Here is a 23,749-nt window from a genome sequence, read left to right as displayed (position 1 = left end):
ATGCCCGGGAACGGGCCGTTCCGGCCACTGAAGACGGCCGACCCGCCCGCCGTCGGCGGCTACCGGCTGCTCGGCAGGCTCGGCGCGGGCGGCATGGGCGTGGTGTATCTGGCGCGTTCGCCGGGTGGCGCGCTGGTCGCGCTGAAGGTGATCCGCGCCGAGTACGCCGCCGACCACGGCTTCCGCGTCCGCTTCCGGCGCGAGGCGGAGGCGGCGGGGCGGCTCACCGGGCGCTGGGTGGTGCCGGTCGTCGCGTCGGCCGCCGAGGCACGCGAACCGTGGCTGGCCACGGCCTTCGTGCCCGGACCCGCACTGGCGGAGGCCGTCACGTCGCACGGGCCGCTGGCGGCGGAGACCGTAGGTGTCCTCGGCGCCCGGCTGGCCGAGGCGCTCACCGAGGTGCACGCGGCGGGGCTGGTGCACCGTGACGTCAAGCCGGGCAATGTCCTGCTGGCCCTGGACGGCCCCCGGCTCATCGACTTCGGGATCGCACGGGCCACCGGTGCCACCGCCCTCACCGCGAGCGATGTGGTGATCGGCTCGCCCGGCTATCTGTCGCCCGAGCAGGCGCAGGCGCGCGCCGGTGAACTCGGCCCGCCGAGCGACGTGTTCTCGCTGGGATGCGTGCTGGCGTACGCGGCGACGGGCCGCAGACCGTTCGGTACGGGTTCGTCGCCGGCGGTCCTGTTCCGTACGGTCCACGAGGACCCGGACCTCGACGGCGTACCGCGCGAACTGCTCGGACCGCTCACGGCCTGCCTCGCCAAGGACCCCCGGGACAGGCCGAGTTCGGAGGAGGTACGGGAGGCGCTGGGGGACCTGGCGGGGGCGGCGAACGGCTGGCTGCCGGCCGCGCTGACCCGGCTGGTCGCCGAACGCTCCGCCGCCGTACTGGCCCTGCCCGACCCGGCTGCGGACGCGACGCCCACCCTGGTCGCGGACGCCGGCGCGGACCCGAAAGCGCGGACGGTCACAGCCGCCCCCACCCCTCAAGAGCCTCCCCCGTCCGGGCGGCTCTCGCGCCGCCGGCTGCTCACCCTCGGCTCGGCGGCCGGGGTCGTCGCCGTCGGCGGCGGTCTGGCGGCCTGGGCGGCGTCCCGCCCACCGGACGACTCCTCGGACCCCTCGGACTCCGCCGGATCTGCGGGCAACGGCTCCCTGCCGCGCTACACCGTCGGGCTCCAGGCCGATCTCTCCGGCCGGGACAAGGCGGCGGGCCGCGCGCAGGAGCGCGGCGCGCGGCTGGCCGTCGCCGACCACAACTCCCGTGCGGACCGCCCCTTCGACCTGGCGCTGCGGGTGCTGGACGACGGCGGGGAGGCGAAGCGGGCCGTGCAGGTGGCGGGTACCTTCGCCGCCGACCGTGACGTGCGCGCGGTGATCGGCCCGACCGGGACCGCGGGAGTCGAGGCGGTCGTCGCCCGTTACCAGCAGGCCCTGCTCTCCCTGGTCACGGTCTCCTGCGACTCCGACGCGTTCAGCTCGGCGAGCGAGCGGGCGTTCTTCGAACTCAGACCGGACCGGAACTCCCTGAGTGTGGGATTCGTCGACTACCTCGTCCGCGCCCGGGACGTCCGCAGGACCGTGCTCGTCGACGACCGGGCGGCGGGCTCGGTCAGCGAGCGACTGGCCCTGGAACTGACCGACTTGCTGGAGAACGGTCGCGGCACGACCACCACCCGCACCGTGCCCGCCGACAGCGACGACTTCGGCCCGGTGGCCGCCGCCGTGAGCGATTTCGGTGCCGACTCGGTGGCGTACGGCGGGACGTCGCCACGGCGGGCGGCCCTCTTCGCCCGCGCGCTGGCGGACGCGGGCTTCCGGGGCGTACGGATGGCACGGGAGTCGGCGCTCCGGGCCGAGTTCACCGCCGTGGCGGGCGCGGCGGCCGACGGCTGGGTGTTCGTCACGACATACGTCGACCCGGCCGAACTGCCCGCCGCGAAAGGGTTCGTGGCGTCGTACGAGAAGCGCTACGGTCCGCGCGGCGGTGAACAGGCGCGTGCGGAAAGGCTGTTCGCGGTCGAGCCGTTCGCCGTGGAGGCGTACGACGCGCTGAACTTCGTCGCCCAGGGGATGCGGGAACTGCTCGCCACCGGCGCGGAGCGGGGCGCGATGGTGACCAGGCTGCGCGACCTCACCTTCAAGGGCCTGTCCAGGACCATCGAATTCGATGACGCGGCGCGTGCGTTCGTCCTCGCCAACGGTCTCTTCCTGCACCGGGTGGAGAATGGCGCGGCACATTTCCTCGGCCGTATGGGCGAGGTGACGTAGTGGTCCCCTCGGCCGGCCGGCCCTTCGGCCACCCCTTCCCGGCGGCACTGTCGGACCCTGCGCCTATCGTGCGGTCGCATGACTGAACTCGACTCCCTGCGTGGGCTGCTGGCCACCGCGAAGGCCCCGCGCGCCCGTAAGGCCGTACGCGAACTGCTCGTCCGGGGCGCCGGTGCCCCGGACGTCGACCCCGCCCAGGCTCTCGCGCTCGCCGCGCGGTTCGCCGCCGTCGGGGAGCCGAGCACCGACGTGCTCCTGAAGATGTGGCCCAAGGTCGCCGACCCCGACGGCTTCGCCGAACAACTCCTCGTCCCCGCCTACGCGCGCGAGAACCGCACCGATCTCAAGGTGAGCAAGATCCTCCCGGCGGGGCTGCGGCATCTCGCCCCCGTCCTGCGCGCGCTCCAGCTGGACCGTTGCACCGGGCTCACCGACCTGACGCCGCTCGCCGAGTACACGCAGCTCAACAGCCTTGATCTGGGCGGCTGTTCGGGCGTCGACGATCTCACGCCGCTCACCGCCCTCACCGCGCTGGAGAGTCTGCGCCTGCACCGCTGCCGCAAGGTCAAGGACATCGGCCCGCTGCTGAAGCTGCGCGCGCTGCGCCGGCTCGACCTCAGCATGACGGGCGTCGCGTCCGTCTCCGGACTCGGCGCCGCGCTGCCCGACCTGGAATCCCTCAGCCTTCAGGGATGCCGGGGACTGCGCGACATCCGCCCGCTCGGCGGGCTGCGCCGGCTCGCCGCGCTCGACCTGGGCTGGACCGGTATCAAGGATCTGTCCGCACTGACGGACGTCGGCGCGGTCACCGAGCTGGACCTCACCAGTTGCACCCACCTCACCACCCTCAAGGGCATCGACGCGATGCCCCGCCTGCGCGTGCTGCGCATGGACAAGGTCCGCCGCCTCAGGTCACTCGACGGCCTCGGCCACCACCCGGACGTCACCGAACTGATCCTCACCGAATGCGACGAACTCACCGACCTGCGGGCGATAGCGGGCCTGCCCGGACTGGGCACCCTCGAACTCGCCCGCTGCGAACGGCTCACCTCCGTCGCCGGGGTCGAGGCACTGACCCGACTCGACCTGCTCAGGGTGCGCGACTGCATGGCGCTGTCCGACTTCACGTCGCTGGCCGGCGCACCCGCACCGCGCCGCCTCTTCCTGACGAATGTCGCCGGCGGATCCGACCTCGGATTCCTGCCCGAACTGCCAGGTGTGCGGATGCTGTTGCTCGACCGGATCCCGGCCCTGCTTACCCTCGACGGCGCGCCCGACCTGCCTGACCTGCGCTTTCTCGACGTACGCAACTGTCCCGCACTGGCCGGTCTCGGCCGGGTCGGGGAGCTGCCGGAGCTGCGGCAGGTGCAGATCTACGGGTGCGAGGTCCTGCACGACCTGGCCGGTCTGGCCGGCCGGGCTCCGCTGACCGAACTGCGGCTGGAGCACCTCGGCCAACTGGAGTCGCTGGGCGCCCTCGTCGACTCGCCCACCCTGCGCAAGCTCAGGATCGAGTCCTGCGACCGGCTGAAGGCGCCGCCGCTGGGAGGGATGACGGCGCTTCGCGCACTGGAGTTCAGGTATCAGCCGTGGCCGGACTACGACTTCCTGATCGGCAGCATGTCGGTGGAGTCGATCAAGGGTTACTCGCTCGGGCTGTGCGACGTCTCCGCGCTCGCGAAGCTTCCCGCCCTGAGCAAGCTGGACTTCCGGGGCACGTACACCCTCCAAATCCCCACGCTGGCACCACTGTTGGAGATCGGCGGGCTCACGCATCTCGTTCTCAGCGGCCACGAGGCCAGGCATGTTCCCGACGGCCCTGAGGTGGTGGCCGAGTTGCGGGCGCGCGGGGTGAAGTCGTCCTCCTTCGGCACCGCCTGATCGCCTGACCGCCTGACCGGCGCCGGAAGCGCCTCCGGCGCCGAGGTCAGACGGGCTCACACGGGTCAGACGGGTCGGACGAGGTTCTCAGCTCTCCTTCGTGGAGTACGAGTGCGCGCCCGTGCCGGCCAGCGCCCCGCCCTCCACGATCAGGTACTCGTCCCGGATCGGGTTCCCGGCGAAGTACGACTCCAGGATCTCCCGAGTGCCCGCCGCGTACCGCGCCTGCGCCGAGAGCGACGAGCCCGAGATGTGCGGCGTCATCGCGTGGTGCGGCATGGTGCGCCACGGGTGGTCGGCCGGCGCCGGCTGCGGGTACCAGACGTCGCCGCCGTAACCGGCGAGCTGTCCGCTGCGCAGCGCGCGGTCCACGGCGTCGCGGTCGACGATCTTCGCGCGCGCGGTGTTGATGAGGTACGCGCCCCGCTTCATGGTGCCGATGAGCTTGTCGTCGAACAGGCCCTCGGTCTCCGGGTGCAGGGGCGCGTTGATGGTGACGACGTCGACGTGCGGCACCATGGCGGCGGTCGACTCGTGCCAGGTGAGGTTCAGCTCCTGCTCGACGGACTCCGGCAGGCGGTGGCGGTCGGTGTAGTGCAGCCCCACGTCGAAGGGGGCGAGCCGGCGCAGCACGCCGAGCCCGATGCGGCCCGCCGCGACGGTGCCGACCTGCATGCCCTCCAGGTCGTACGAGCGCTTGACGGCGTCCGCGATGTTCCAGCCGCCGTCGAGCACGATCTGGTGCGAGGGGATGAAGTTGCGTACGAGGCCGAGGATGGTCATCACCACGTGCTCGGCGACGCTGATGCTGTTGCAGTACGTCACCTCGGCGACGGTGACGCCGTGCGAGATGGCGGCGTCCAGGTCGACATGGTCGGAGCCGATGCCGGCGGTGACGGCGAGCTTCAGGTTCTTGGCGGTGGCGATGCGCTCCGCCGTCAGATAGGCCGGCCAGAACGGCTGGGAGATGACGATGTCCGCGTCGACCAGCTCGCGGTCGAAGACCGATCCCGCGCCTTCCTTGTCGGACGTGACGACGAGGGTGTGGCCGCGGCTCTCCAGGAAGGAACGCAGACCGAGTTCACCGGAGACGCTGCCCAGCAGATGGCCGGGGGTGAAGTCGGTGCCCTCGGGGGTGGGGGTGGTCTGGCCGCCGGGGTAGTGGTCGATGACCGGGAGGTCGTCACGGGCGTACGTGGTGGGCTGGCCGTCGGTCGGGTCGTCGTACAGCACACACAGGATCTTTGCCATGACTTGCGGCTCCTCGTCCGTTGCTGCGGGAGTGCTTCGGAAGGTGCCTCTTACGGTGGGTCCTGGCATCGGCCCTGGCAAAGCGAACTTCTCTATGCCGGGATAGGCACCGGCTATCGCTCGGGCTTCATCGCTCCGGTTCTATCGCTCCGGTTCCATCGCTCCGGTTCCATCGCTGGGGCTCTGTCGCTCAGGCGCTATCGCCGCGGCTTCGCCGTTCTGGCTGTCGGCGCGAGGTGCGCGTCGAGGAGGCCGTTCAGCACCTCCCGTACGCTCACCCGCCGCGCGGTCTCCAACAGCGCCTTCGCGAGGACCGGTTCGGGGCTGCGGTCGGCGATGACCAGGCCCACGCGCGGGCCGTGCGTCGGATGCACCAGCGGGACCACCCGCATCGCGTCGGGGACGCCGAACATATGCAGCCAGGCGTGCGAGATCACGCTCGACCACCGGCCCGCCGCCATGTGCGTGTAGAGACCCGCGACGGTGTCGGTCTCGATGGCCGGGGTGACGCTCGCGCCCTCGGCGGCGAAGTACTCGTCCATGATCCGGCGGTTGCGCATCTGCGGCGACAACAGGCACAGGGCCAGTCCGGCGACCTCGGCCCAGCGCACCGACCGCTGCTGGGCGAGCGGGCTGTCGTGGGGCGTGAGGAGCAGGTACCGCTCCTCGTACAGCGGCGTTCTGCGTACGTGGCGCAGGCTCTCGTCGTCGAGATACGTGAGCGCGATGTCCAGCTCGAACGAGGTCAGCCGCCGTGTGATGTCGCGCGACGACAGTGTCTCCAGCGAGACGCGGACGAGCGGGTGTTGCTCGCAGAAGGGCGTGGTCAGGAGGGACGCGGCGGTCAGGGCGGTGGGGATGGCGCCGAGGCGCAGCGTGCCGGTGAGGCCGCCGCGCATGACGGACAACTCGTGGTGCAGCGCGTCGCGTTCGGCGAGGATCCGGTGCGCCCAGAGGAGTACCCGCTCGCCCTCGGGGGTCAGCCCCTCGAAGCGCCGGCCGCGGCGCACGATGGGCACGCCCAGTTCGTGCTCCAGCTTGCGTATCGCGGCGGAGAGCGAGGGCTGCGACACGAAGCAGGCGTCGGCGGCCCGCGCGAAGTGCCGTTCGCGGGCGAGCGCGACCAGGTACTCCAGCTGTCGCAGCAGCACGACGACCCGCTCCCTCCGGCTCCCGGGACCGGCCGCGCGTGCCGGTCCCGGCCATCCTCACCCACCGGGGGCGGTTCCGATACGGGTCAGCGTCCCGGGCGTACGGAGTTCTCCCCCGCCCACCGCACCAGCGCCCTCGCCGTCGCCTCCGTGCCGCCGTGGCCGAAGCGCTCCGTCAGGGATCGGGCGCTGCCGGGGACGAGGCCGAGGCCGGCCGCGGACTTGGCCACCTGGTCCGCCAGCCGGTCCCGCAGGGCCGGCAGGGAACCGGCCGACGAGAGGTGGCGGACGACGTCCACGATCGCCTTCGTCAGCGCCTCCGGGGTGGCCGGCCGCGGTGTGTCGTAGTCGGCGGGGCCGCCCACGTCCGGCCAGTCCAGCCGGGCGTCGCAGCAGCCGTGTTCGGTGAGGAGGCGGGCCTGGAGGTGGTGGGTCTCGTTGGCGGACGGCAGCCACAGCGTCGGTACGCCGGTCGCCGCCGCGTCGTAGATGTTGCCGAGGCCCGGCGTCATGCACGCGTACGCGGCGCCGCTCATCAGGTCGAGCACCGTGTCGCGGTCGGCGGTGCGGACGTCGGGGTCGCCGAGGGCCTCGGCGACGCCGCGGCTCGTCGTGACGACGACCGGCCGGCCGGCGGGCTGCGCGGACCGTACGGCGTCCAGCATCAGCCGCGCGTACGCGGCGGCGTCGGACGGCTGCCAGTACGGGTTCTGCAGCCCGCCCAGGTTGAGCAGGACGTGCCGGCCCCGGCCGGTCCCCGGCCGCTCGGGCCGCCAGATCCGCCGGGACGGCAGGAGCGGGATGATCGGCGGCACGATCACGGCGTTCCGCCGGAGCGCCGCGTCCGCCGCGATCCGCTCCCGGACCCCGAAGAAGTCCTGCGCGATGTACAGCGCGGCGTCCCCGGCGACCGCCGGGATCTCGGGCCAGAACCAGGTGAGCGCGTCGTACACCGCCACCTCCAGCCCGGCGCGGCGGGCCAGTTCGGCCTCGGCGAAGTCCATGGCCGTGACGAACAGGTCGTAGCGGGGCGCCAGCCGGCGCAGCGACGCCAGCCGTTCGTCGTTGGACAGGCCGGTGGTCCCGTACACCGCGTGATACGGCGGCCGGTGCTGGAGGTCGAGCGTGTGCCCGCCGCCGAAGTACGCCAACTCCTCGCAGAACGGGGCCAGTTCGCGGGCGAGGATCGCCGTCGCGGCCGGTGGCCCGAAGCCGAAGGGCTGGGCGTTCAGCAGGAGGCGCGGCCTGGCCGCGCCGCCGGTGTCGTCTGCCATGTCGGCCACTCCCTGGGGAACGGATCGGTGCGATCAGCGCGGTTGTCGCTCCCGGCGCACGATACTGGACCTGGCTACTCTGGGTGAAAAATCGATGACACTGCGGCGTTGAGCCGCTTCTGGTCTGGAGCGCGATGGACACCGTGAACACCGAGACCGCGACCGAAACCGCGACCGCTGAGACCGTGGTCGGCACGCTGGACGTGCCCGGCGCCGTTCTGCGCTACGAGGTACGCGGCAGCGGACCGCTCCTGCTGCTCCTGTGCGGCGGTGCCTCCGACGCCGCCGTCTTCGACCGCCTCGCCGCCCACCTCGCCGTCGACCACCGCGTCCTCACCCTCGACCCGCGCGGCAACTCCCGCAGCCCGCTCGACGGCCCCCCGGTCGACCAGCGCGTCGAGATCCACGCCGAAGACGCGGAACGCCTGCTCGACCTGGTGGCCGCCCCCGACGAGCCGGTCCAGGTCTTCGGCAGCTGCTCGGGCGGGCTTATCGCCCTCCAGCTCGCGCTGCGCCTCGCCGACCGGCGACCGGACCGGATCGCCGCGCTGGTCGTGCACGAGCCGCCCGCCTTCGGGCTGTTGCCGGACGCCGTGGAGCGGCTGGCCTTCATCGACGCCGTCCACGCCACGTACCGCCGTGCGGGGGTTCCGGCGGCGATGGAGCAGTTCAGCGCGGTCTTCGGCGGCAGCCCCGCGCCGGTGCTGCCCGAGGCGAACGACAACACCGAGTTCTTCCTCGCCCACGTGATGCGGCCGTTCACGCGTTTCGTACCCGACTTCGCCGCGCTCGCCCCGCTGACCGGGCGCGTCGTCGTGGCCGGCGGCGAGGTCTCGCGTACGTACGACGTGCACCGCCCGGCCGTCGCGCTCGCGGAGCGCCTCGGCAAGAAGCTGGTGATGTTCCCCGGCGGCCACGTCGGTTACGCGAAGTGGCCGGACGACTTCGGCCGGCTCCTGCGCGAGGTGCTGCGGGAGGTGCTGGCCGAGCCGGTGCGGTGATCGGTGTGGTGAGGTGTCCCGTGGATCTCACCGAGGGGGGTGGGAACAGGTCCTGGGGGAGGCTGAGGTGCTGTGAGGATCTTTCTGCTGGGGCCGGTGCGGGCCCGCGCGGACGACGCGACGCCGATCGATGTGGGCGGCGTCCGGCTGCGCATGCTGCTGGCCAGGCTCGCGCTGGAGGCGGGCCGTCCGGTGTCGGTCGACGCGCTCGTGGACGGGCTGTGGGGCGAGGACCCGCCGGCGGAGGCCGCCAACGCGCTCCAGGCGCTGGTGTCGCGGCTGCGCAAGGCCTTGCGGGGCGCGGGCGGTTCGGGCAGCGCGGGCGGTTCGGGCGGTTCAGGCAGTGCCGCCCTGCTCGATTCCGTCGCGGGCGGTTACCGGCTGTCGGTGCGGGCCGAGGACGTGGACGCGTACCGGTTCGAGGAGCTGGCCGGCCGGGGCAGGCGCGACCTGGCGGCTGGCCGGCTCGAAGAGGCGTCGACCGTGCTCGGTACGGCGCTGGGCCTGTGGCCGGGCCGGGGCGGCGCGGCGCTCGCCGACGTACGGGACGCCCCGTTCGCCCGTACGTCCGCCGCGAGGCTGGAGGAGATACGTGACACGGCGGCCGAGGACCGCTTCGACGCCGAGCTGCGGCTCGGCCGGCACACCGAGGTGCTGGCCGACCTGGAGTCGGCGGGCGCCGAACGCCCCCTGAGCGAGCGGCTCGCCGGGCTGCGGATCCGCGCGCTGTCGGCCGCCGGGCGCCAGTCCGACGCGCTCGCGGTGTACGCGGAGACGCGCGGCAGGCTGGACGAGGAGCTGGGCGTCGATCCGTCGGCCGAGCTGCGGGAGATCCATCTCGCGCTGCTGCGGGGGGAGTTGGGCGCCCGCGACGCGTCGGCGGAAGGTGCGGAGCCCGGTCGGCGGCCCACGCCGAGCAGGCTTCCCGCGCGGCTGACCAGCTTCGTCGGCCGCGACGGCGAGCTGGAGCGGCTCTCCGGGCTGATGGAGGTCTCCCGGCTCGTCACGCTGGTGGGTCCCGGAGGCGCGGGCAAGACCCGGCTGTCCCTGGAGGCCGCGAGCCGCCATCGGGCGTACGAGCGTGGCCGGGTGTGGTTCGTGTCCTTGGCCGGGGTGGTGACGCCGGACCAGCTCGCCGACGCCGTGCACGGCGCGCTCAGCTCCCGGGATCTGGGGGAGGCGCCACGCACCCGTGGGGCGGCCACGCCGGTCGACCGCGTGACCGAGGCGCTGGACGTCGGCGAAGCCGTACTGGTGCTGGACAACTGCGAGCATCTGGTCGAGGCCGCGGCGGAGCTGGCGTACGAACTCCTCGACCGGCTGCCGCACTTGAGGATCCTCGCCACCAGCCGCGAAGCCCTCGCGATCACCGGCGAGTCGCTCTGCCACCTCGGCCCGCTCGACGTACCGACGGGCACGCCGGACCTCGCCGACGCGGCCGGTTCGCCGGCCGTACGGCTCTTCGTCGACCGGGCCGCCGGGGTCCGGCCGGGCTTCGTGCTCGACGCGTCCACGCTCCACGCGGTGGTCGAGATCTGCCGACGCCTGGACGGGCTGCCGCTCGCCCTGGAACTGGCGGCGGCCAAGCTGCGCTCGATGAGCGTCGACCAGATCGCGCGCCGACTGGACGACCGGTTCAGGCTGTTGACGTCGGGGAGCCGGACCGCGCTGCCGCGCCAGCGCACGCTGCTCGCGGTGGTGGAGTGGAGCTGGGATCTGCTGGACGAACCGGAACGCGTGCTGGCCCGGCTGCTGTCGATGTTCCCCGGCGGCGCGACCCTCGCCGCACTGGAGGCGGTCTGCCCGGACGACGCGTCGTCGTCGCTTCCGGCGGACGATGTGCTGTACGTGCTCGGGTCCCTGGTCGAGAAGTCCCTGGTGGGTACGGAGGACTCGGCGGGCACGGGCGGCGAACCGCGGTACCGGATGCTGGAGACGGTCCGCGCGTACGCGGCGTCGAAGTTCGCGGAGGCGGGCGCGGAATCGGGCGCGGAATCGGGCGCGGAATCGGACAGGGAATCGCGCAGGGAATCGGGCAGGGCGGAAGGCGCGGACGCCCCGGACCGGGCGCGGGCGCGCTTCGCGGCGTACTACCTGGCGCTGGCCGAGGAGTACGAGCCCCTGCTGCGTACCGGCGAACAGCTCCGGGCCGTCGCGCTCTTCGACACCGAGCACGACAACCTGGTCGCCGCGCTGCGGAAGATCGTGGACGGACGCGACGACCGCGACGGTGGCGACGACGCGGTCGAGGAGCGCGCCGTCCTGGCGTCCCGCTTCGTCGGCGCGATGTTCTGGTACTGGGGAATCAGGGGCATGAGCACCCAGTTCGAGACGTACCTCGCCGACGTGCTCCGCTTCGGCGACGCCCTGCCCGCCCGCCTGCGCGCCGCCTTCCAGGTCGTACAGCTGATGGCGGGCAGCTCGCCCGCCGAGCCCGTACGCGTGCGTTCGCTGATCGAGGAGTGCGAGGCGGCCGGCGCGGTGGAGTTCCATCCGTCGCTGTCGCTGTGGATACCGATGCTGGCGTTCTCCACGGGCGACGCCGGCCTCGGGGAACGCGAACTCCGCCGGTCGTTGGAGCGCCCGGACGCGTGGGAGCGGGCCGCCGCGCACACGGCGCGGGACTTCGTCCTCGCCCGGCGCGGCGAGCAGCGGGCCGGCGCGGACTCGCGGCGCGAGGCGCTGCGCGGCTTCGAGGCGTTGGGCGACCGTTGGGGCATGGGCATGGCCCTGCTCTCCGCCGGCCGGGACCACTCCCTGCGCGGGGAGCACGCCGAGGCGGTCGCCGCCTTCGAGCGGGCGGTCGTGATCAGCTCCGAACTCGGCGCGGAGGACGACATGTTCGTGAGCCGGGGCAGGCTCGCGACGGAGCGGATGCGTGGCGGCGACCTGGCCGGCGCCCTGCGGGACATCCGGGCCGCACAGCGGCAGGCCAAGGAGCGGGGCTACCGGCGTATGGAGGCCGAGATCGAGTTCAGCCTCGCCGAACTGCGCCTGCGCTCGGGCGACTTGGCCGAGGCCGACCGGATCCTCGACCGGCTGGGGACAGCTCTCGTACACCGGCTGTCCCTTCCCGAGGACATGGCGCGGGACCGGATCGCGGGCGCCCGGATGGCCCACCGGCTCGTGGCGGGAGAGGCGGCGGAGGCACGGGCCCTGCTGCCGCGCGTGGTGAGCGGCGCGTTCGCCCGCGACGAGATCGCCGACATCGCGCGGGCCGCCGAACTGCTGGCGTGGCTGCGGCTGTTGGAGGACGCCCCGAGCGAGGCGGCCACAGCTCTCGGCATGAGCCAGGTGATTCGCGGACTGTTCGACGAGGGCGACGGCCAACTTCGCTCGCTCGTGGGTGAGTTGCGCGAGCGATTGGGCGGGGCGGCGTACGAGGAGGCGTACGGCAGGGGTGCGGGGCTGCCGAGGGAGGACGCGCTGAACCGGCTGACCGAGGAGTCCGGTCAGCCGGTGGCGTCATAGCGTCGTACGTGGTTCATCCGGTCCGCTACGCGGCCCGCTTGCGGTAGGCGAGCATCGCGAGCGGGAAGAACACCGCGATCACCCCGGCCATCCAGGCGAGGCTGCCGAGCAGCGGCCCGGCGACCTCGCCGCCGTTCAGCAGCCCGCGCAGGGTGTCGGCCATCAGGCTCACGGGGTTGATGTCCGACCAGGCCCGCAGCCAGCCCGGCATCGTGCCCGAGGGGACGAACACGTTGCTGGCGAAGGTGAGCGGGATGACCAGGACCGTCATCAGGCCCTGCACCGAACCGGGTGTCTTGACCAGCATGCCGACGTAGACGGACATCCAGCAGAAGCTCAGCCCGAAGGCGATCAGCAGCGCGACGGCGGCCAGCGCGGCGAGCGGGTTGGTCCCGATCCGGTAGCCCATGACGGTCGCGACGACGAGCAGCACGGTGAGGCAGACCACGTAGCGGACGACGTCGGCGAGTACGGCTCCGACCAGCGGCGCGGACCGGGCGATCGGCATGCTGCGGAACCGGTCGAAGACGCCCGTGCTCGCGTCGGCGTTGAGGGCGACACCGACGACGATGCTGGCCTGGAAGATGGTCATGACCATGATGCCGGGGGTGATCGTCCGCAGGTATCCGTCGACGTCACCGCCGCCGATGGCGCCGCCGAAGAGGTAGACGAACATCAGCAGGAAGACGATCGGCGTGAGGATGACATCCACGAGTTGGGCGGGCGACTTGCGGATCTTGACGATGCCACGCCAGGCGAGGGAGAGCCCGTGCCGGGTGGCCTTGGCGGGCCCGATACGCAGCGGGGCAAGGGTCGTCGTGGCGCTCGTAGGCGTAGCCGTGCTCATGCCATGCTCCTCTCGGCGAGGGTGCCCGACAGGGACTCCTCGGTGACTGCTGAATCCGCCGACCGGCCGGTGAGCGCCAGGAAGACCTCGTCCAGGCTGGGCAGGCGCATGCCCAGTTCGGCGGCGGTGATACCCGCCCCGTCCAACCGCCTGACCAGTGCGGAGATCAGCAGCGGGTCGTCGGTCGGCGCCGTGAGCAGACCGGTGTCGCGGTTGTGCGAGGGGGTGACTCCGGTCAACTCGGCCAGAATCCCGGCCACTTCGTCCCCGTCGGTGAGGACGGTCGGCCGTACCTGGAGCGTCTGACCGCCGACCCGCCGCTTCAACTCGTCGGGCCGGCCCTCGGCGACGACCCGCCCGTGGTCGAACACGGTGATGCCGTGGGCCAGTTGATCGGCCTCCTCCAGATACTGCGTGGTGAGCAGCACGGTGACCCCGTCCGCCACCAGCCGCCGCACCACCTCCCAGACCTCCTGCCGGGCGTGCGGATCGAGCCCGGTGGTCGGCTCGTCCAGATACAGCACCTGCGGCCGGCCGACGAGACTCGCGGCCAGATCCAGCCTGCGGCGCATGCCCCCGGAGAAGGTGCTGATCGGCCGCTCGGCGGCCTCCGTCAGCTCGAACCGCTCCAGCAACTCACGGGCCCGCGCCCTGGCTTCACGCCTGGACAGATCCAGCAGCCGCCCGAGGAGCACCAGATTCTCGGCACCGGACAGGTCCTCGTCCACGGAGGCGTACTGCCCGGTGAGCCCGATCAGCCCCCGCACCCGCACCTGGTCCTTCACCACGTCGTACCCACCGACACTGGCATGCCCGCCGTCCGGCCGCAGGAGCGTGGCCAGGATCCGTACGGTGGTGGTCTTCCCGGCCCCGTTGGGCCCGAGCACCCCGATGACCTTCCCGGCGGGCACTTCGAGGTCGACCCCGTCCAGGGCGACCATGTCCCCGTACCGCTTGATGAGCCCTTCGGCCCGGATGGCGTACGACATCTGCGTCTCCTCGGTTCCTCTTGGTTGTTCGCCGTGCTCGTTCTCGATGAACACGACGATGCCGAGAGGCGCTGACAGGAGACGGACGGGGCGCTGACAGCCGCTGACAACCGAGGTCAAGGGGTACGCGGGGCTGTCAGCGGTCGTCGCCCGGCTCCGGTCCTGCCGTGCTCTCCGGGCTCTCCGGGCTTTCATGGCGGCCGTGGGTGACGCGGATCTTCGACTGGCCGTGGGGCAGGTCCTCCCAGTCGGCCATGAAGCGGGCCGTCAGGCCGTGTTGTTCCGCGAGTGAGATCAGCGTCTCCGTGCGGTAGTAGAAGTCCTCCCGCAGTACCTGGTGTTCCTTGCCCTCCGTGCGGTCGAAGGTGAAGTCGAACCAGCCGCCCGGCGCCAGCACCCGGCCGACATGCGCCAGGCACTCGTCGATCACCGGGAGCGGTGAGTGGGAGAAGACGCTGTGCGCGTGGATCACGTCGAAGTGGGCGTCGGGGAGGAAGCTCAGCTTCAGGTCGCGGACCGGGGTGAGGGTGGGGAGGCGGGCCTGGAGTCCGTGGCGGACCAGGGTGTCCTGGGCGGCGGCGAGTATGTCGGGGGAGATGTCGATGCCGTAGTAGTGGCCCGGCTCCAGATGGCCGATGAACCGCCAGCCCGCGCGGAGGTTGCCGCAGCCGATCTCCAGCATCCGGTGGCCGGGGCGCAGGCCGTGGCCGACGAGGTAGTCGAACTGCATCGATCCGAGGGCCAGCCACCGTTCGTGGCTGCGGCTGCCGACCGCCGCGTCCGGGTCGGCGCGGGTGTCGGATCGCATCACCGCGCGGTAGTACGCGATGTGGTCCGGCCAGCGGTGGCGCAGCCAGGTGTCGCGGGCCGCGCGGGCCAGATAGCGGGGCGCCCGGTCGGGGTGGCGGAGCGCGTAGGCGACGCGGTGGCCGAGGGCGGCGCGGTTGACGGTGAGGTTCTTGGCGGGCATGGCTCGGGTCCCTTGTACGGAGGTGGACGTGGAGGTGGCGGTGGCGGCTGGCGGGTCGGGGTGTTCTCATCAGCCTCGGGGCGGGCGGGGCGCCGGGGTACGGCGAACCGGCCCCGGTTCGCGAGCGGTACGGGCGACAGCCGTGTCAACCGATCGGCTGATGCGGGACGGTGGCGGGCACGTTAGGACTGGTGGTGGTGACCGCGAACGGAGGCGGGCGACGGAGGCGGGGGACGGAGGCGGGGGACGGAGAGGGGTGACCGGGACCGGTGACGGAGCCGTGTGACGGGACCGTGTGGGGGAGCGAGTGACAGTGACGACGACGAGTGCGGATCCCGACCGGCGGTGGCTCACGGCCGTCATGGACGCCGCGTTCGTGCTGCTCCTGGGCGCCTCGCTGGCCCGCTATCTGATCCGGCACGAGGGCGAGACGCACGTCGGCTGGGTCGTCGGGCTGTTCGTGGTGTTCGGGGGGCTCTATCTCCTCGGACGGTTCCTGGCGCCCGCGCCGCTCTCCGGTACGCGGCCCGGCGCGCGCTATGTGACCTGGGTGGGGGCCGTGCTGGCGGTCTGGGCGGTGCTGCTCGCGCTCGCGCCCAGCGCCGCGTGGTGCGCGATGCCGCTCTTCTTCACCGGTCTGCACACCCTGTCGACACGGACCGCGGTGTCGCTCGCCTCCGTACTGACCCTGCTGGTCGTGGCGTCCAAACTGCGTTTCACCCAAGGGGAGTTCGACCCCAACGCGGTGCTCGCCCCGCCGGCCGTCGCGGCGGTCGGGACCGCCGTACTGATCCACCTCAAACGCCAGGCCGCCCGGCAGCGCACGCTGATCGACGACCTGGTCCGTACGCGCCGCGATCTCGCCGCCACCGAGCGCCGGGCCGGGATCCTGGCGGAGCGGCAGCGGCTCTCCACGGAGATCCACGACACCCTCGCACAGGGCCTGTCCAGTCAGCAGATGCTCCTCCAGGCCGCCGAACGGGTCTGGCACGCCGACCCGGACGCGGCGCGTGGACATGTGCGCGACGCGGGGGAGATCGCGTCCCGCAGCCTCGCCGAGGCGCGCCGGTTCGTGCACGACCTGGGCCCGGCCGACCTCGCCGAGCGCACGCTCGCCCCGGCGCTGGGCGCGCTCGCCGAGCGCGAGAGCGGCGCGGAACTGACCGTGGTCTTCCGGCTGGACGGCACTCCGGGGCCGCTGCCGGAGCGGGTGGAGGCGGCGCTGCTGCGTATCGCGCAGGGCGCGTTGGCCAACGTACGAGAGCACGCCGGGGCGACGCGGGCCGCGCTGACCCTGACCTGTCTGGACGACCAGATCTCGTTGGACGTCGCCGACGACGGCCGCGGCTTCACGCCCACGTCCACGCCCACGTCCACGTCCACGACCGCTTCCGCTCCCGTGGCGGCCCTGCCGGGGCGCGGGCACGGGCTGCCCGCCATGCGTGTGCGGGCACGGCAGTTGGGCGGCACGCTCACCGTGGAGTCCGAGCCCGGCGAGGGCACGGTGGTGTCGGCGGCCGTACCTCTCGCACTCGGCACATCGGGAAAGGGCGCGTCATGACAACTCCCGTACGGCTCCTGCTCTGTGACGACCACGCGGTCGTACGTGCCGGCCTGCGGGCGCTGTTGTCCAGCACCGACGGCATCGAGGTGGTCGGCGAGGCGGGCAGCGGCGAGGAGGCACTGGCGGTGGCGGCGCGCGTACGGCCCGACGTCGTGCTGATGGACCTCCAGCTCGGCGACGGCATGGACGGTGTGGCGGCCACCAGACGACTGCTCGCGGACGAGGCGTACGGGCCCCCGGCCGGGGGTCGGCCGCGTGTGCTGGTGCTCACGATGTTCGACACGGACGCCGACATCACCCGCGCCGTCGAGGCGGGCGCCACGGGATACCTGCTCAAGGCGGAGCAGCCGGACGAACTCTTCGCCGCCATCCGCGGCGCGGCAGCCGGCCGCACCGCGCTCTCGGCCCCGATCGCGGATCGCGTCCTGGCCCAACTGCGCAGCCCGCGACCCACCTTGTCCGAACGGGAACTGGACATACTCCAGCAGTTGGCGCGTGGCCTGGGCAACCGCGACATCGCCCGCGCGCTGTTCATCAGCGAGGCGACGGTGAAGACCCATCTGGGCCGTATCTACGGCAAGTTGGGGGTCGACACGCGGTCGGGGGCGGTGGCGCTGGCGAAGGAGCAGCGGTTGCTCCCTTGAGCGCGGACCAGACCGGACCAGACCGGACCAGACCGGACCAGTTCGGTCAGCGGTCGATCGTCCACGTCGCGTCGGTCGGCGGCCCGCCCGTGGCGATGACATGGCGGACGATCCGAAGCGCCTCACCGAGGGGCACGGTGTCCTCGTCGGGGTACGTGTCGCTCTGCCCGTTCGCCAGGACGAACCCGTCGCTCTCCGTCCCGGCGCCCGGATCCGTGGCGTGCCCGCCCGGATCCCCCTCGCCGTCGAGGAGCCTGACCATCGCGCGCTCGGTGTTGCTGACGACGGCGAGCAACCGGCCGTCCGAAGCGGCCAGCCACGACTCAAGAACCCCGCTCGCGATCCTGCGCCGGAGCAGATCGACCGCCGCGTGGGGCGTTACCGGCCGCCCTCCGGAGCCGTCCGTGAACGCCCACGACTCGGTCTCGGCCTTGTCCATGGTCTCTGTCACGTCGTCGCCAGAGCCCGGGCGGCGGCCAGGTCCAGCAGCGTGCCGTGCTCGAACTCCGCGTCGAGGCCCGCCGCCCCCAGCGCCTCGCGCGCCACGGCCGTGACGCGGTCCACGTCCCGGCGTTCGGCGGGCGGCAGCGGGGCGCCGACGGAGTCGCGGGCGGCCGCCGCCGCGCCCAGCAGCCTCGCGGCGTCCCCGTACCGGCCGGCCGCTGCCCGCGCGCCGGCCAGGCCCTCCACCGCCAGGGCCATGGCGCGGGGGTCGCCGAGTTCGTACGCGGCGTCGAAGCCCTCCAGGTGCAGGGCCAGGGCGGTCTTCGCGTCGCCGCGCAGTTCGGCGACGAAGCCGAGTTCCGCCAGCGCCAGCGTGCTGCCGGGGCCGTAACCCACTTCGCGGAACCAGACGAGCAGCCCGCGCATATGGCGCTCCGCCCGGTCGTAGTCGCCCTCCTGGCGGGCGCCGAGTCCGAGCCCCAGTTCGGCGTCGACCTCTCCGGACCGGGAGTTCTGCTCACGCGCCAGCTTGAGGGCGCGCTCGTGGAACGCGCGGGCCCGCGCGTGATCGCCCGTGAGGAGATGGATCCTGCCCAGACCGCACAGCCGCTTGGCGGCCTCGGTCCACAGGCCGAGCTGTTCGGCGATGGCCAGCCCGTCGCGCTGGAGGCGGGCGGCATGCTCGTAGTCGCCGGTGATCTGGCTCAGCGCCGCCAGCGGGAACACGGTCTGGAGCCGCCCCCAGCGGTCACCGGTCTCCTCGAAGAGGCGTGCGCTCCGTTCGCCGTCGCGCCGGACGGCGTCGAGATCGCCACGGGCCATCGCGTGCCGGGCCCGTACGCTCAGGGCCGCCGCCGTCCCCCAGGTGTCGCCGATGGCGTGGAACGCGTCCAGGGACCGGTTCACCAGGCTCTCCCCGGTGGTCACGTCACCGGATCCCATCTGCGCGAAGCCGAGGAACCACAGGGCGATTGCCCGGTCGAGCGGGTCGTCGATCCCACCGATCCCGTTGATCCCCTCCGCGCCGTCCGTGCTGTCCGCGCTGTCCGTGACGCCTCCGGGGCCGTTGGCATCGCCCTGCAGCAGGCCGATGCCCGCCCGCCATGCCGTCGCCAGGGCGCGATCAGCTGTGAGTACGGGTGTGGGTACGGGTGTGGGTGCGGGTACGGCCGCGAGCGCCGCGTCCAGGAACCGCCTGGCCTCCGCCGGCCGGCCGCGCAGCACCCAGTACCAGGCCAGCGCGTTGACCGTACGCAACGCCCGTTCGCCCGCCCCGTGCCGTACGGCGAAATCGAGCGCGCCCCGCAGGTTGGCCGCCTCCGCGTCCAGCCGCTCCAGCCAGCGCCGTTGCTCCGGCCCCCGAAGCAACGGCCCCGCGTGGCAGGCCAGTTCGGCGTAGTAACGGCTGTGCCGCTCCCGTACAGCGTCGAACTCGCCCGCCGCCCGGAGCTGTTCGACGCAGTACTCCTTGACCGACTCCAGCAGCCGGTAGCGGGAGCCTTCCGGCTGGTCGGACAGCACGACCAGGGACCGTTCCACCAGGCGGGCGAGCAGTTCGAAGACGTCGGTGGACCGCACGTCATCCCCCGCGCAGACCGCCTCGGCCGCCGCCAGGGCGCAACTCCCGCTGTGGACCGCCAGTCTGCGCAGCACGACGCGCTCGGCCGCCGTCAGCAGACCCCAACTCCAGTCGATCACCGCGCGCAGGGTCCGCTGCCGGTCGGGCGCGTCGCGTGGCCCGACCGCCAGGAGTTCGAACCGGTCGTCCAGCCGGGCGACAAGACCGTGCACGCCTATGGTGCGTACGCGCGACGCGGCGAGTTCCAGTGCCAGCGGGATGCCGTCGAGGCGGCGGCACAGCTCGGCGACGGCGCGCGTGTCGTCCTCGCTCTTCGCCCCGGCCCTGGTCCCGGCGCGGGCGGTGAACAGCGCGACCGCGCTCGGGAGAGGGAGCGGCGGTACCGGCCATACCTGTTCGCCGCTGATGGAGAGCGGTTCCTGACTGGTCGTCAGGACGGTCAGGCCGGGCGCGTCCGGGAGCAGGGTGGCGGTCAGCTCGGCGACCGGATCCACGATGTGCTCGCAGTTGTCCAGGACGAGCAGCAACCGCCGGTCGCGCAGCGCACCGGCCAGCCGACGGGCCGGCGACAGCGCCCCGCCCGCTCCGTCTCCCTCCTGGATGTCCAGGACCCTCATGACGGCCTCGGCCACCGCGTTCACCACGTCGGGATCGGCCGCGGGACCCGGCGACGGCGCGAACGCGGCCAGTTCCACGAGCCACACACCGTGGGGGTACGCGTCGTCGGGGTAAGCACCGTCGGCGTACGCGCCGTCGGAGGCCCGCCGGGCGACCTCCACGGCCAGCCGGGTCTTGCCGACCCCGCCGGGGCCGGTGAGGGTGACCAGCCGGGAGGCGCCGAGCAGGTCGCGCACGCCGGCGGCGGCCTCGTCCCGGCCGACGATCTCGGTGAGGGGGGTGGGCAGGTTCGTACGGACGGAGCGAACGGAGACACCGGCGCGGGAAGGGCGAGCATCGGGTATGGCCAAGTCCTGTCGCAGCACGGCCTGTTGGAGGGAGAACAGTTCGCGGCCGGGCTCCAGGCCCAGCTCGTCGGAGAGCCGCCGCCGGAGGTCCTCGAAACTCTCCAGCGCCTCGGTCTGGCGCCCCGCGCCGTACAGCGCGCGCACGTATGCGGCGCGCAGCCGTTCGCGCAGCGGATGCGCGGCGACCAGGCCGCCGAGTTCACCGGCCAGTTCGGCGTGCCGGCCCAACTCCAGCCCCACTTCGGCCTGTTCCTCCAGCGCCGTCAGCCGCGCTTCCGTCAGCCGGTTGATCTCCGCGAGGGCGAACGGCTCACCCGCGAAGTCCGCGTACGCCTCTCCCCGCCAGAGCCCCAGCGCCTCGGACAGCAGCTCCGCCTTCGTACGAGGTACGGCCTCGGCCCGCGCCCGGTCCAGCAGGGCGGTGAACCTGCCCGCGTCGACGGCGTCGGGGCCGGTCCGCAGGAGATAACCCGAAGCCCCGGCCCCGGAGATCACCAGACCCCGCCCGCCCGGCTCGGCCCGCTCCAGCGCGCGGCGCAGCTGCGAGACCTTTCCCTGCAACGTGTTGGCGGGGTCGTCCGGCAACGCGGACCCCCACAGCCCGTCCACCAGCCGGCCGACGGACACGGCACGCCCCGGATCGACCAGCAGGTGGGCGAGCAGCGCGCGGACTTTCGCGCCGGGGATCTGAACGGAGTCGCCGTCCGCCGTCCACACGGCCAGCGGACCGAGCACCCCGAATCGCATACGGGCCACCCTACGGGCGACCGGCCGACAGCGGACCGGCAGTCGATCGACAGCGCGACTCGACAGAGTTCCTCCCATCGCACCGACCGCACCCATCGCACCCATCGCGGCGGAACACCACAGGAGGACCCCATGACCACCGAGCCCACCGAGCCCACACAGCCCACCGTCTCCGTCATCGGCCTCGGTAACCTGGGCCGCGCGCTGGCCGCGGCCTTCCTCGAACAGGGCTACCGCACCACGGTCTGGAACCGCTCCCCGGCCAAGGCCGACGACCTGGTCGCCAGAGGCGCGAACCGGGCGGCGACGGCCGCCGAGGCCATCGCGGCGGGGGAACTCGTCATCGTCTGCGTGCTGGACTACGACAACGTCCGACAGGTCCTGACGCCCGCCGCCGACGCGCTCCGGGGCCGGACCCTGATCAACCTCACCTCCGGAACCCCGGAGCCGGCCCGCGAGTTGGCGGCATGGGTGACGGGGCAGGGCGCCGAGTATCTGGACGGGGCGGTCTACGCGGTACCGCAGACGATCGGCACGTCAGACGCGTTCGTCCTCTACAGCGGCTCGTCGGCCGTCTTCGAGACGTACCGCGAGCAACTGAACCTCCTGGGCGCCCCCACCTTCGTCGGCACCGACCCGGGCCAGGCGTCGCTCTACGACATCGCGCTGCTCAGCGGCATGTACGGGATGTTCGCGGGCTTCTTCCAGTCGGTCGCGATCGCCGACTCGGCCCAGATCAAGGCCACGGACATCACCGGCCTCCTGGTCCCCTGGCTGAACGCGGCCGCCGCGGCGCTGCCCGGTTTCGCGGCCGAGATCGACTCCGGCGACTACACGACGGCGACGTCCAACCTCGACATCAACGCGGTGGGCCTGGCCAACATGCTGACGGCCACCAAGGCCCAGGGCGTCGGGGTGGACCTGCTGACCCCCCTCCAGGCCCTCTTCGAGCGGCAGATCGCCGAGGGTCACGGGGCGGCGAGCCTCTCCCGGGCGATCGAGTCGCTCCGGTCCCCGCGCTGACGACGCCCGCCCGCTGTGGCCGAGAGGGGCCTCTTTCGCTCCGCGTACGCCCCGCCCAGACTTCCTCGGGGGACACGGGCGGGCGGACACGGGCGGAGACCGGGGGACGTATGGCGAGGAAACGCCGGAGCAAGCACATGCGCAAGCGCAAGCGCCTGTCGGCCGCACGGAGGCGCTACGAGGCCCGGCGGAACGGCCTGTTGGGGGCCGGAGGCGTGGGACTCCTCGTACTCGTGACGTTCTGGTCGGACATCTGGCCGTACGTCGTCGGCGCCGCCGTCCTCGGTGGAGCCGGCGGCGTGGCCTGGTGGCTGCGCCGCACGGACCGGCTGGTGCGCGGCCGGGACCGGCGGTGGCGGGAGCAGGACGCGATCAGGGCCGGCCGGCGGTCGCTGGCGGAGGTGGACGCGATGAGCTGGCAGGAGTTCGAGCGGTACGTCGCCGAACTCTGCCGGCGCGACGGCTGTACGGACGTCGAGGTCAGCGGCCGCTCCGGCGATCTGGGCGCGGACGTGATCGGGAGGCTGCCCGACGGCCGCCGGCTGGTCGTCCAGTGCAAGCACTACGCCCCGCACCGCTCCGTACCGAGCGGCGACATGCAGAAGTTCGTCGGCACGGCGTGGCTCCACCACGAGGCGGATGTGGCGGTGTTCGCGGCGACCTGCCCGTTCAGCAGGGCCGCCCTCGCCCTCGCCGTCCGCCACGGCATCCTCGCCGTCCACCGCGACCTGCTGGGCCAGTGGAACACCGGCACGCCGCTCCAGGAACTGCTCCCACTGAACGGCACCGGCCAGGGCGACCGCGCGCACCGCAGGCGCTGGAAGGACACGTACGGGAAGTGACGAACTGACGCCCCGTCAATCACCGTCCACCACAAGTGCGTTGGACGTCAGCGCTTCTTGGTCTTCCGCTTCTGCCGCGGCGTCCATCCGCCCCGATGTGTCTGACAGCGTGGGTAGCCGATCATCGCCGGCCTCTGGCACGGCTTGCCGCTGACGGTCTGGGTCGATCCGCACTTGACCTGCTTGCCCATACGTCCTCCCGGAATCGCGGGCAGTACGCCGAGCGTCAATCGTCCCCGGGCCGCACCGGTCACGGAAGGCGAAGAGCGTCCCGTACCCCGTCATCCCCGGCATTCGTCCGATTCACGGCCCCCTGACGACCGGTTCCCGCCGTCGGCGCCACTCACCGCGCCCCGTCGGCGTCACCCCTGGCGCGGAAGTCGTCCAGCAGGTCGAAGAACATCTCGATGGGGGGCCTGCCGACCCGCTCCGCCGCCCGTTCGATCTCCGCCGACCAGGTCAGGGAGCTTTCGTCCGGCATACCCGGGCGGGTCAACAGCCAGTCGGCGAAGGGTGCCTGGCCCCTGGGGCCCCAGAAGTCGAGGGGTTCTTCGACGCCGTGGATGGTCAGTGCCACTCGGTACCCGGACAGCATCGAGTCCAGGTGGGCCAGTGAGCCACCCCGCACCCACATGTCCGGACGCAGTCGGACCTCCTCCAAGAAGGCGTACACGTCCGGCAGTTCGGCGAGCGGTCTCAGTGGGCCTCGGGGGTTCTCCGTCTCGGTCATACCGGCACCCTATCGACGGCCCGGCGGGCCGGCCGGGGCCTCAGCGCGCGGGTACGTGAACGGCGACAGCCAGGCCGCCCCGCGAACACCGCGGGACGGCCT

Annotated in this window: 17 protein-coding genes; 8 read left to right on the top strand and 9 right to left on the bottom strand. The window is 72.7% G+C overall.

The genetic code is table 11. From position 1 onward, the window contains the following. Both ACFUN8_RS02530 and ACFUN8_RS02525 read left to right on the top strand, forming a co-directional pair. Positions 1 to 2,274: a bifunctional serine/threonine-protein kinase/ABC transporter substrate-binding protein gene (locus ACFUN8_RS02530; RefSeq protein ID WP_383630352.1), complete on the top strand. Its 2,274-nt coding sequence runs from the start codon at positions 1 to 3 to the stop codon at positions 2,272 to 2,274. A gap of 78 nt (positions 2,275 to 2,352) precedes the next feature. Then, positions 2,353 to 4,155, top strand: coding sequence for a leucine-rich repeat domain-containing protein (locus ACFUN8_RS02525; RefSeq protein ID WP_383630350.1), 1,803 nt, complete (start codon positions 2,353 to 2,355; stop codon positions 4,153 to 4,155). A gap of 87 nt (positions 4,156 to 4,242) precedes the next feature. Here the strand turns inward: ACFUN8_RS02525 and ACFUN8_RS02520 are convergent, their stop codons facing one another. The 3 genes from ACFUN8_RS02520 to ACFUN8_RS02510 all read right to left on the bottom strand — a co-directional run bounded on the left by ACFUN8_RS02520 (position 4,243) and on the right by ACFUN8_RS02510 (position 7,831). Further along, the gene (locus tag ACFUN8_RS02520; RefSeq protein ID WP_382563665.1) at positions 4,243 to 5,406 is read right to left on the bottom strand and encodes an NAD-dependent formate dehydrogenase; all 1,164 of its coding nucleotides are present in this window, start codon (positions 5,404 to 5,406) and stop codon (positions 4,243 to 4,245) included. Between the two features lie 197 nt (positions 5,407 to 5,603). Continuing rightward, positions 5,604 to 6,557 carry a LysR substrate-binding domain-containing protein gene (locus tag ACFUN8_RS02515; RefSeq protein WP_383630348.1) on the bottom strand — a complete coding sequence of 318 codons (954 nt, stop codon included), beginning with the start codon at positions 6,555 to 6,557 and terminating at the stop codon, positions 5,604 to 5,606. An 86-nt stretch (positions 6,558 to 6,643) separates the two neighbouring features. Beyond that, on the bottom strand, positions 6,644 to 7,831 hold the full coding sequence (locus ACFUN8_RS02510; RefSeq protein WP_383630346.1) for a hypothetical protein: 1,188 nt from the start codon (positions 7,829 to 7,831) through the stop codon (positions 6,644 to 6,646). A gap of 134 nt (positions 7,832 to 7,965) precedes the next feature. Between ACFUN8_RS02510 and ACFUN8_RS02505 the strand changes: the two genes are divergently transcribed. Both ACFUN8_RS02505 and ACFUN8_RS02500 read left to right on the top strand, forming a co-directional pair. Then, entirely contained in the window at positions 7,966 to 8,832 is an 867-nt protein-coding gene (locus ACFUN8_RS02505) for an alpha/beta fold hydrolase (RefSeq protein ID WP_383630344.1), read from the top strand. A gap of 72 nt (positions 8,833 to 8,904) precedes the next feature. Next, positions 8,905 to 12,303, top strand: coding sequence for a BTAD domain-containing putative transcriptional regulator (locus tag ACFUN8_RS02500; RefSeq protein WP_383630342.1), 3,399 nt, complete (start codon positions 8,905 to 8,907; stop codon positions 12,301 to 12,303). 25 nt (positions 12,304 to 12,328) lie between these two features. On the opposite strand, the gene ACFUN8_RS02495 is transcribed toward ACFUN8_RS02500, so the two are convergent. The 3 genes from ACFUN8_RS02495 to ACFUN8_RS02485 all read right to left on the bottom strand — a co-directional run bounded on the left by ACFUN8_RS02495 (position 12,329) and on the right by ACFUN8_RS02485 (position 15,109). Beyond that, positions 12,329 to 13,150, bottom strand: coding sequence for an ABC transporter permease (locus ACFUN8_RS02495; RefSeq protein ID WP_383630340.1), 822 nt, complete (start codon positions 13,148 to 13,150; stop codon positions 12,329 to 12,331). After that, the gene (locus tag ACFUN8_RS02490; RefSeq protein ID WP_383630338.1) at positions 13,147 to 14,139 is read right to left on the bottom strand and encodes an ATP-binding cassette domain-containing protein; all 993 of its coding nucleotides are present in this window, start codon (positions 14,137 to 14,139) and stop codon (positions 13,147 to 13,149) included. Before ACFUN8_RS02490 ends, ACFUN8_RS02495 begins: the two co-directional genes overlap by 4 nt. A 136-nt stretch (positions 14,140 to 14,275) precedes the next feature. Beyond that, on the bottom strand, positions 14,276 to 15,109 hold the full coding sequence (locus ACFUN8_RS02485; RefSeq protein ID WP_383630336.1) for a class I SAM-dependent methyltransferase: 834 nt from the start codon (positions 15,107 to 15,109) through the stop codon (positions 14,276 to 14,278). A 361-nt stretch (positions 15,110 to 15,470) separates the two neighbouring features. Here ACFUN8_RS02485 and ACFUN8_RS02480 point away from each other — a divergent pair, with 361 nt between their 5' ends. Both ACFUN8_RS02480 and ACFUN8_RS02475 read left to right on the top strand, forming a co-directional pair. Further along, positions 15,471 to 16,670 (top strand): sensor histidine kinase, encoded by a 1,200-nt coding sequence (locus ACFUN8_RS02480; protein ID WP_383630552.1) that lies wholly within the window; start codon positions 15,471 to 15,473, stop codon positions 16,668 to 16,670. After that, complete coding sequence (locus ACFUN8_RS02475) at positions 16,667 to 17,317, top strand: response regulator (RefSeq protein WP_383630334.1); 651 nt, start codon at positions 16,667 to 16,669, stop codon at positions 17,315 to 17,317. The genes ACFUN8_RS02480 and ACFUN8_RS02475 overlap by 4 nt, the downstream gene beginning before the upstream one ends. 46 nt (positions 17,318 to 17,363) lie before the next feature. Here ACFUN8_RS02475 and ACFUN8_RS02470 read toward each other — a convergent pair whose 3' ends face one another. Continuing rightward, positions 17,364 to 17,768: a hypothetical protein gene (locus tag ACFUN8_RS02470; protein ID WP_383630332.1), complete on the bottom strand. Its 405-nt coding sequence runs from the start codon at positions 17,766 to 17,768 to the stop codon at positions 17,364 to 17,366. Beyond that, a complete protein-coding gene (locus tag ACFUN8_RS02465) occupies positions 17,765 to 21,052 on the bottom strand; it encodes a BTAD domain-containing putative transcriptional regulator (protein ID WP_383630330.1) in 3,288 nt (1,095 codons plus the stop codon). The genes ACFUN8_RS02470 and ACFUN8_RS02465 overlap by 4 nt, the downstream gene beginning before the upstream one ends. 132 nt (positions 21,053 to 21,184) lie before the next feature. On the opposite strand from ACFUN8_RS02465, the gene ACFUN8_RS02460 reads away from it, so the two are divergent. Continuing rightward, positions 21,185 to 22,075, top strand: coding sequence for an NAD(P)-dependent oxidoreductase (locus ACFUN8_RS02460; RefSeq protein ID WP_383630328.1), 891 nt, complete (start codon positions 21,185 to 21,187; stop codon positions 22,073 to 22,075). A 137-nt stretch (positions 22,076 to 22,212) separates the two neighbouring features. Further along, positions 22,213 to 22,917 carry a restriction endonuclease gene (locus ACFUN8_RS02455; RefSeq protein WP_383630327.1) on the top strand — a complete coding sequence of 235 codons (705 nt, stop codon included), beginning with the start codon at positions 22,213 to 22,215 and terminating at the stop codon, positions 22,915 to 22,917. Positions 22,918 to 23,260: 343 nt separating this feature from the next. On the opposite strand, the gene ACFUN8_RS02450 is transcribed toward ACFUN8_RS02455, so the two are convergent. Next, the gene (locus tag ACFUN8_RS02450; protein ID WP_383630325.1) at positions 23,261 to 23,647 is read right to left on the bottom strand and encodes a hypothetical protein; all 387 of its coding nucleotides are present in this window, start codon (positions 23,645 to 23,647) and stop codon (positions 23,261 to 23,263) included. Positions 23,648 to 23,749 lie beyond the last annotated feature (102 nt).

It is taken from the genome of Streptomyces sp. NPDC057307 (genome assembly GCF_042667665.1).
Classification (GTDB): domain Bacteria; phylum Actinomycetota; class Actinomycetes; order Streptomycetales; family Streptomycetaceae; genus Streptomyces.
Note: the sequence above shows the minus strand (reverse complement) of the source record. Positions and strands in the feature narration are given on the sequence as shown.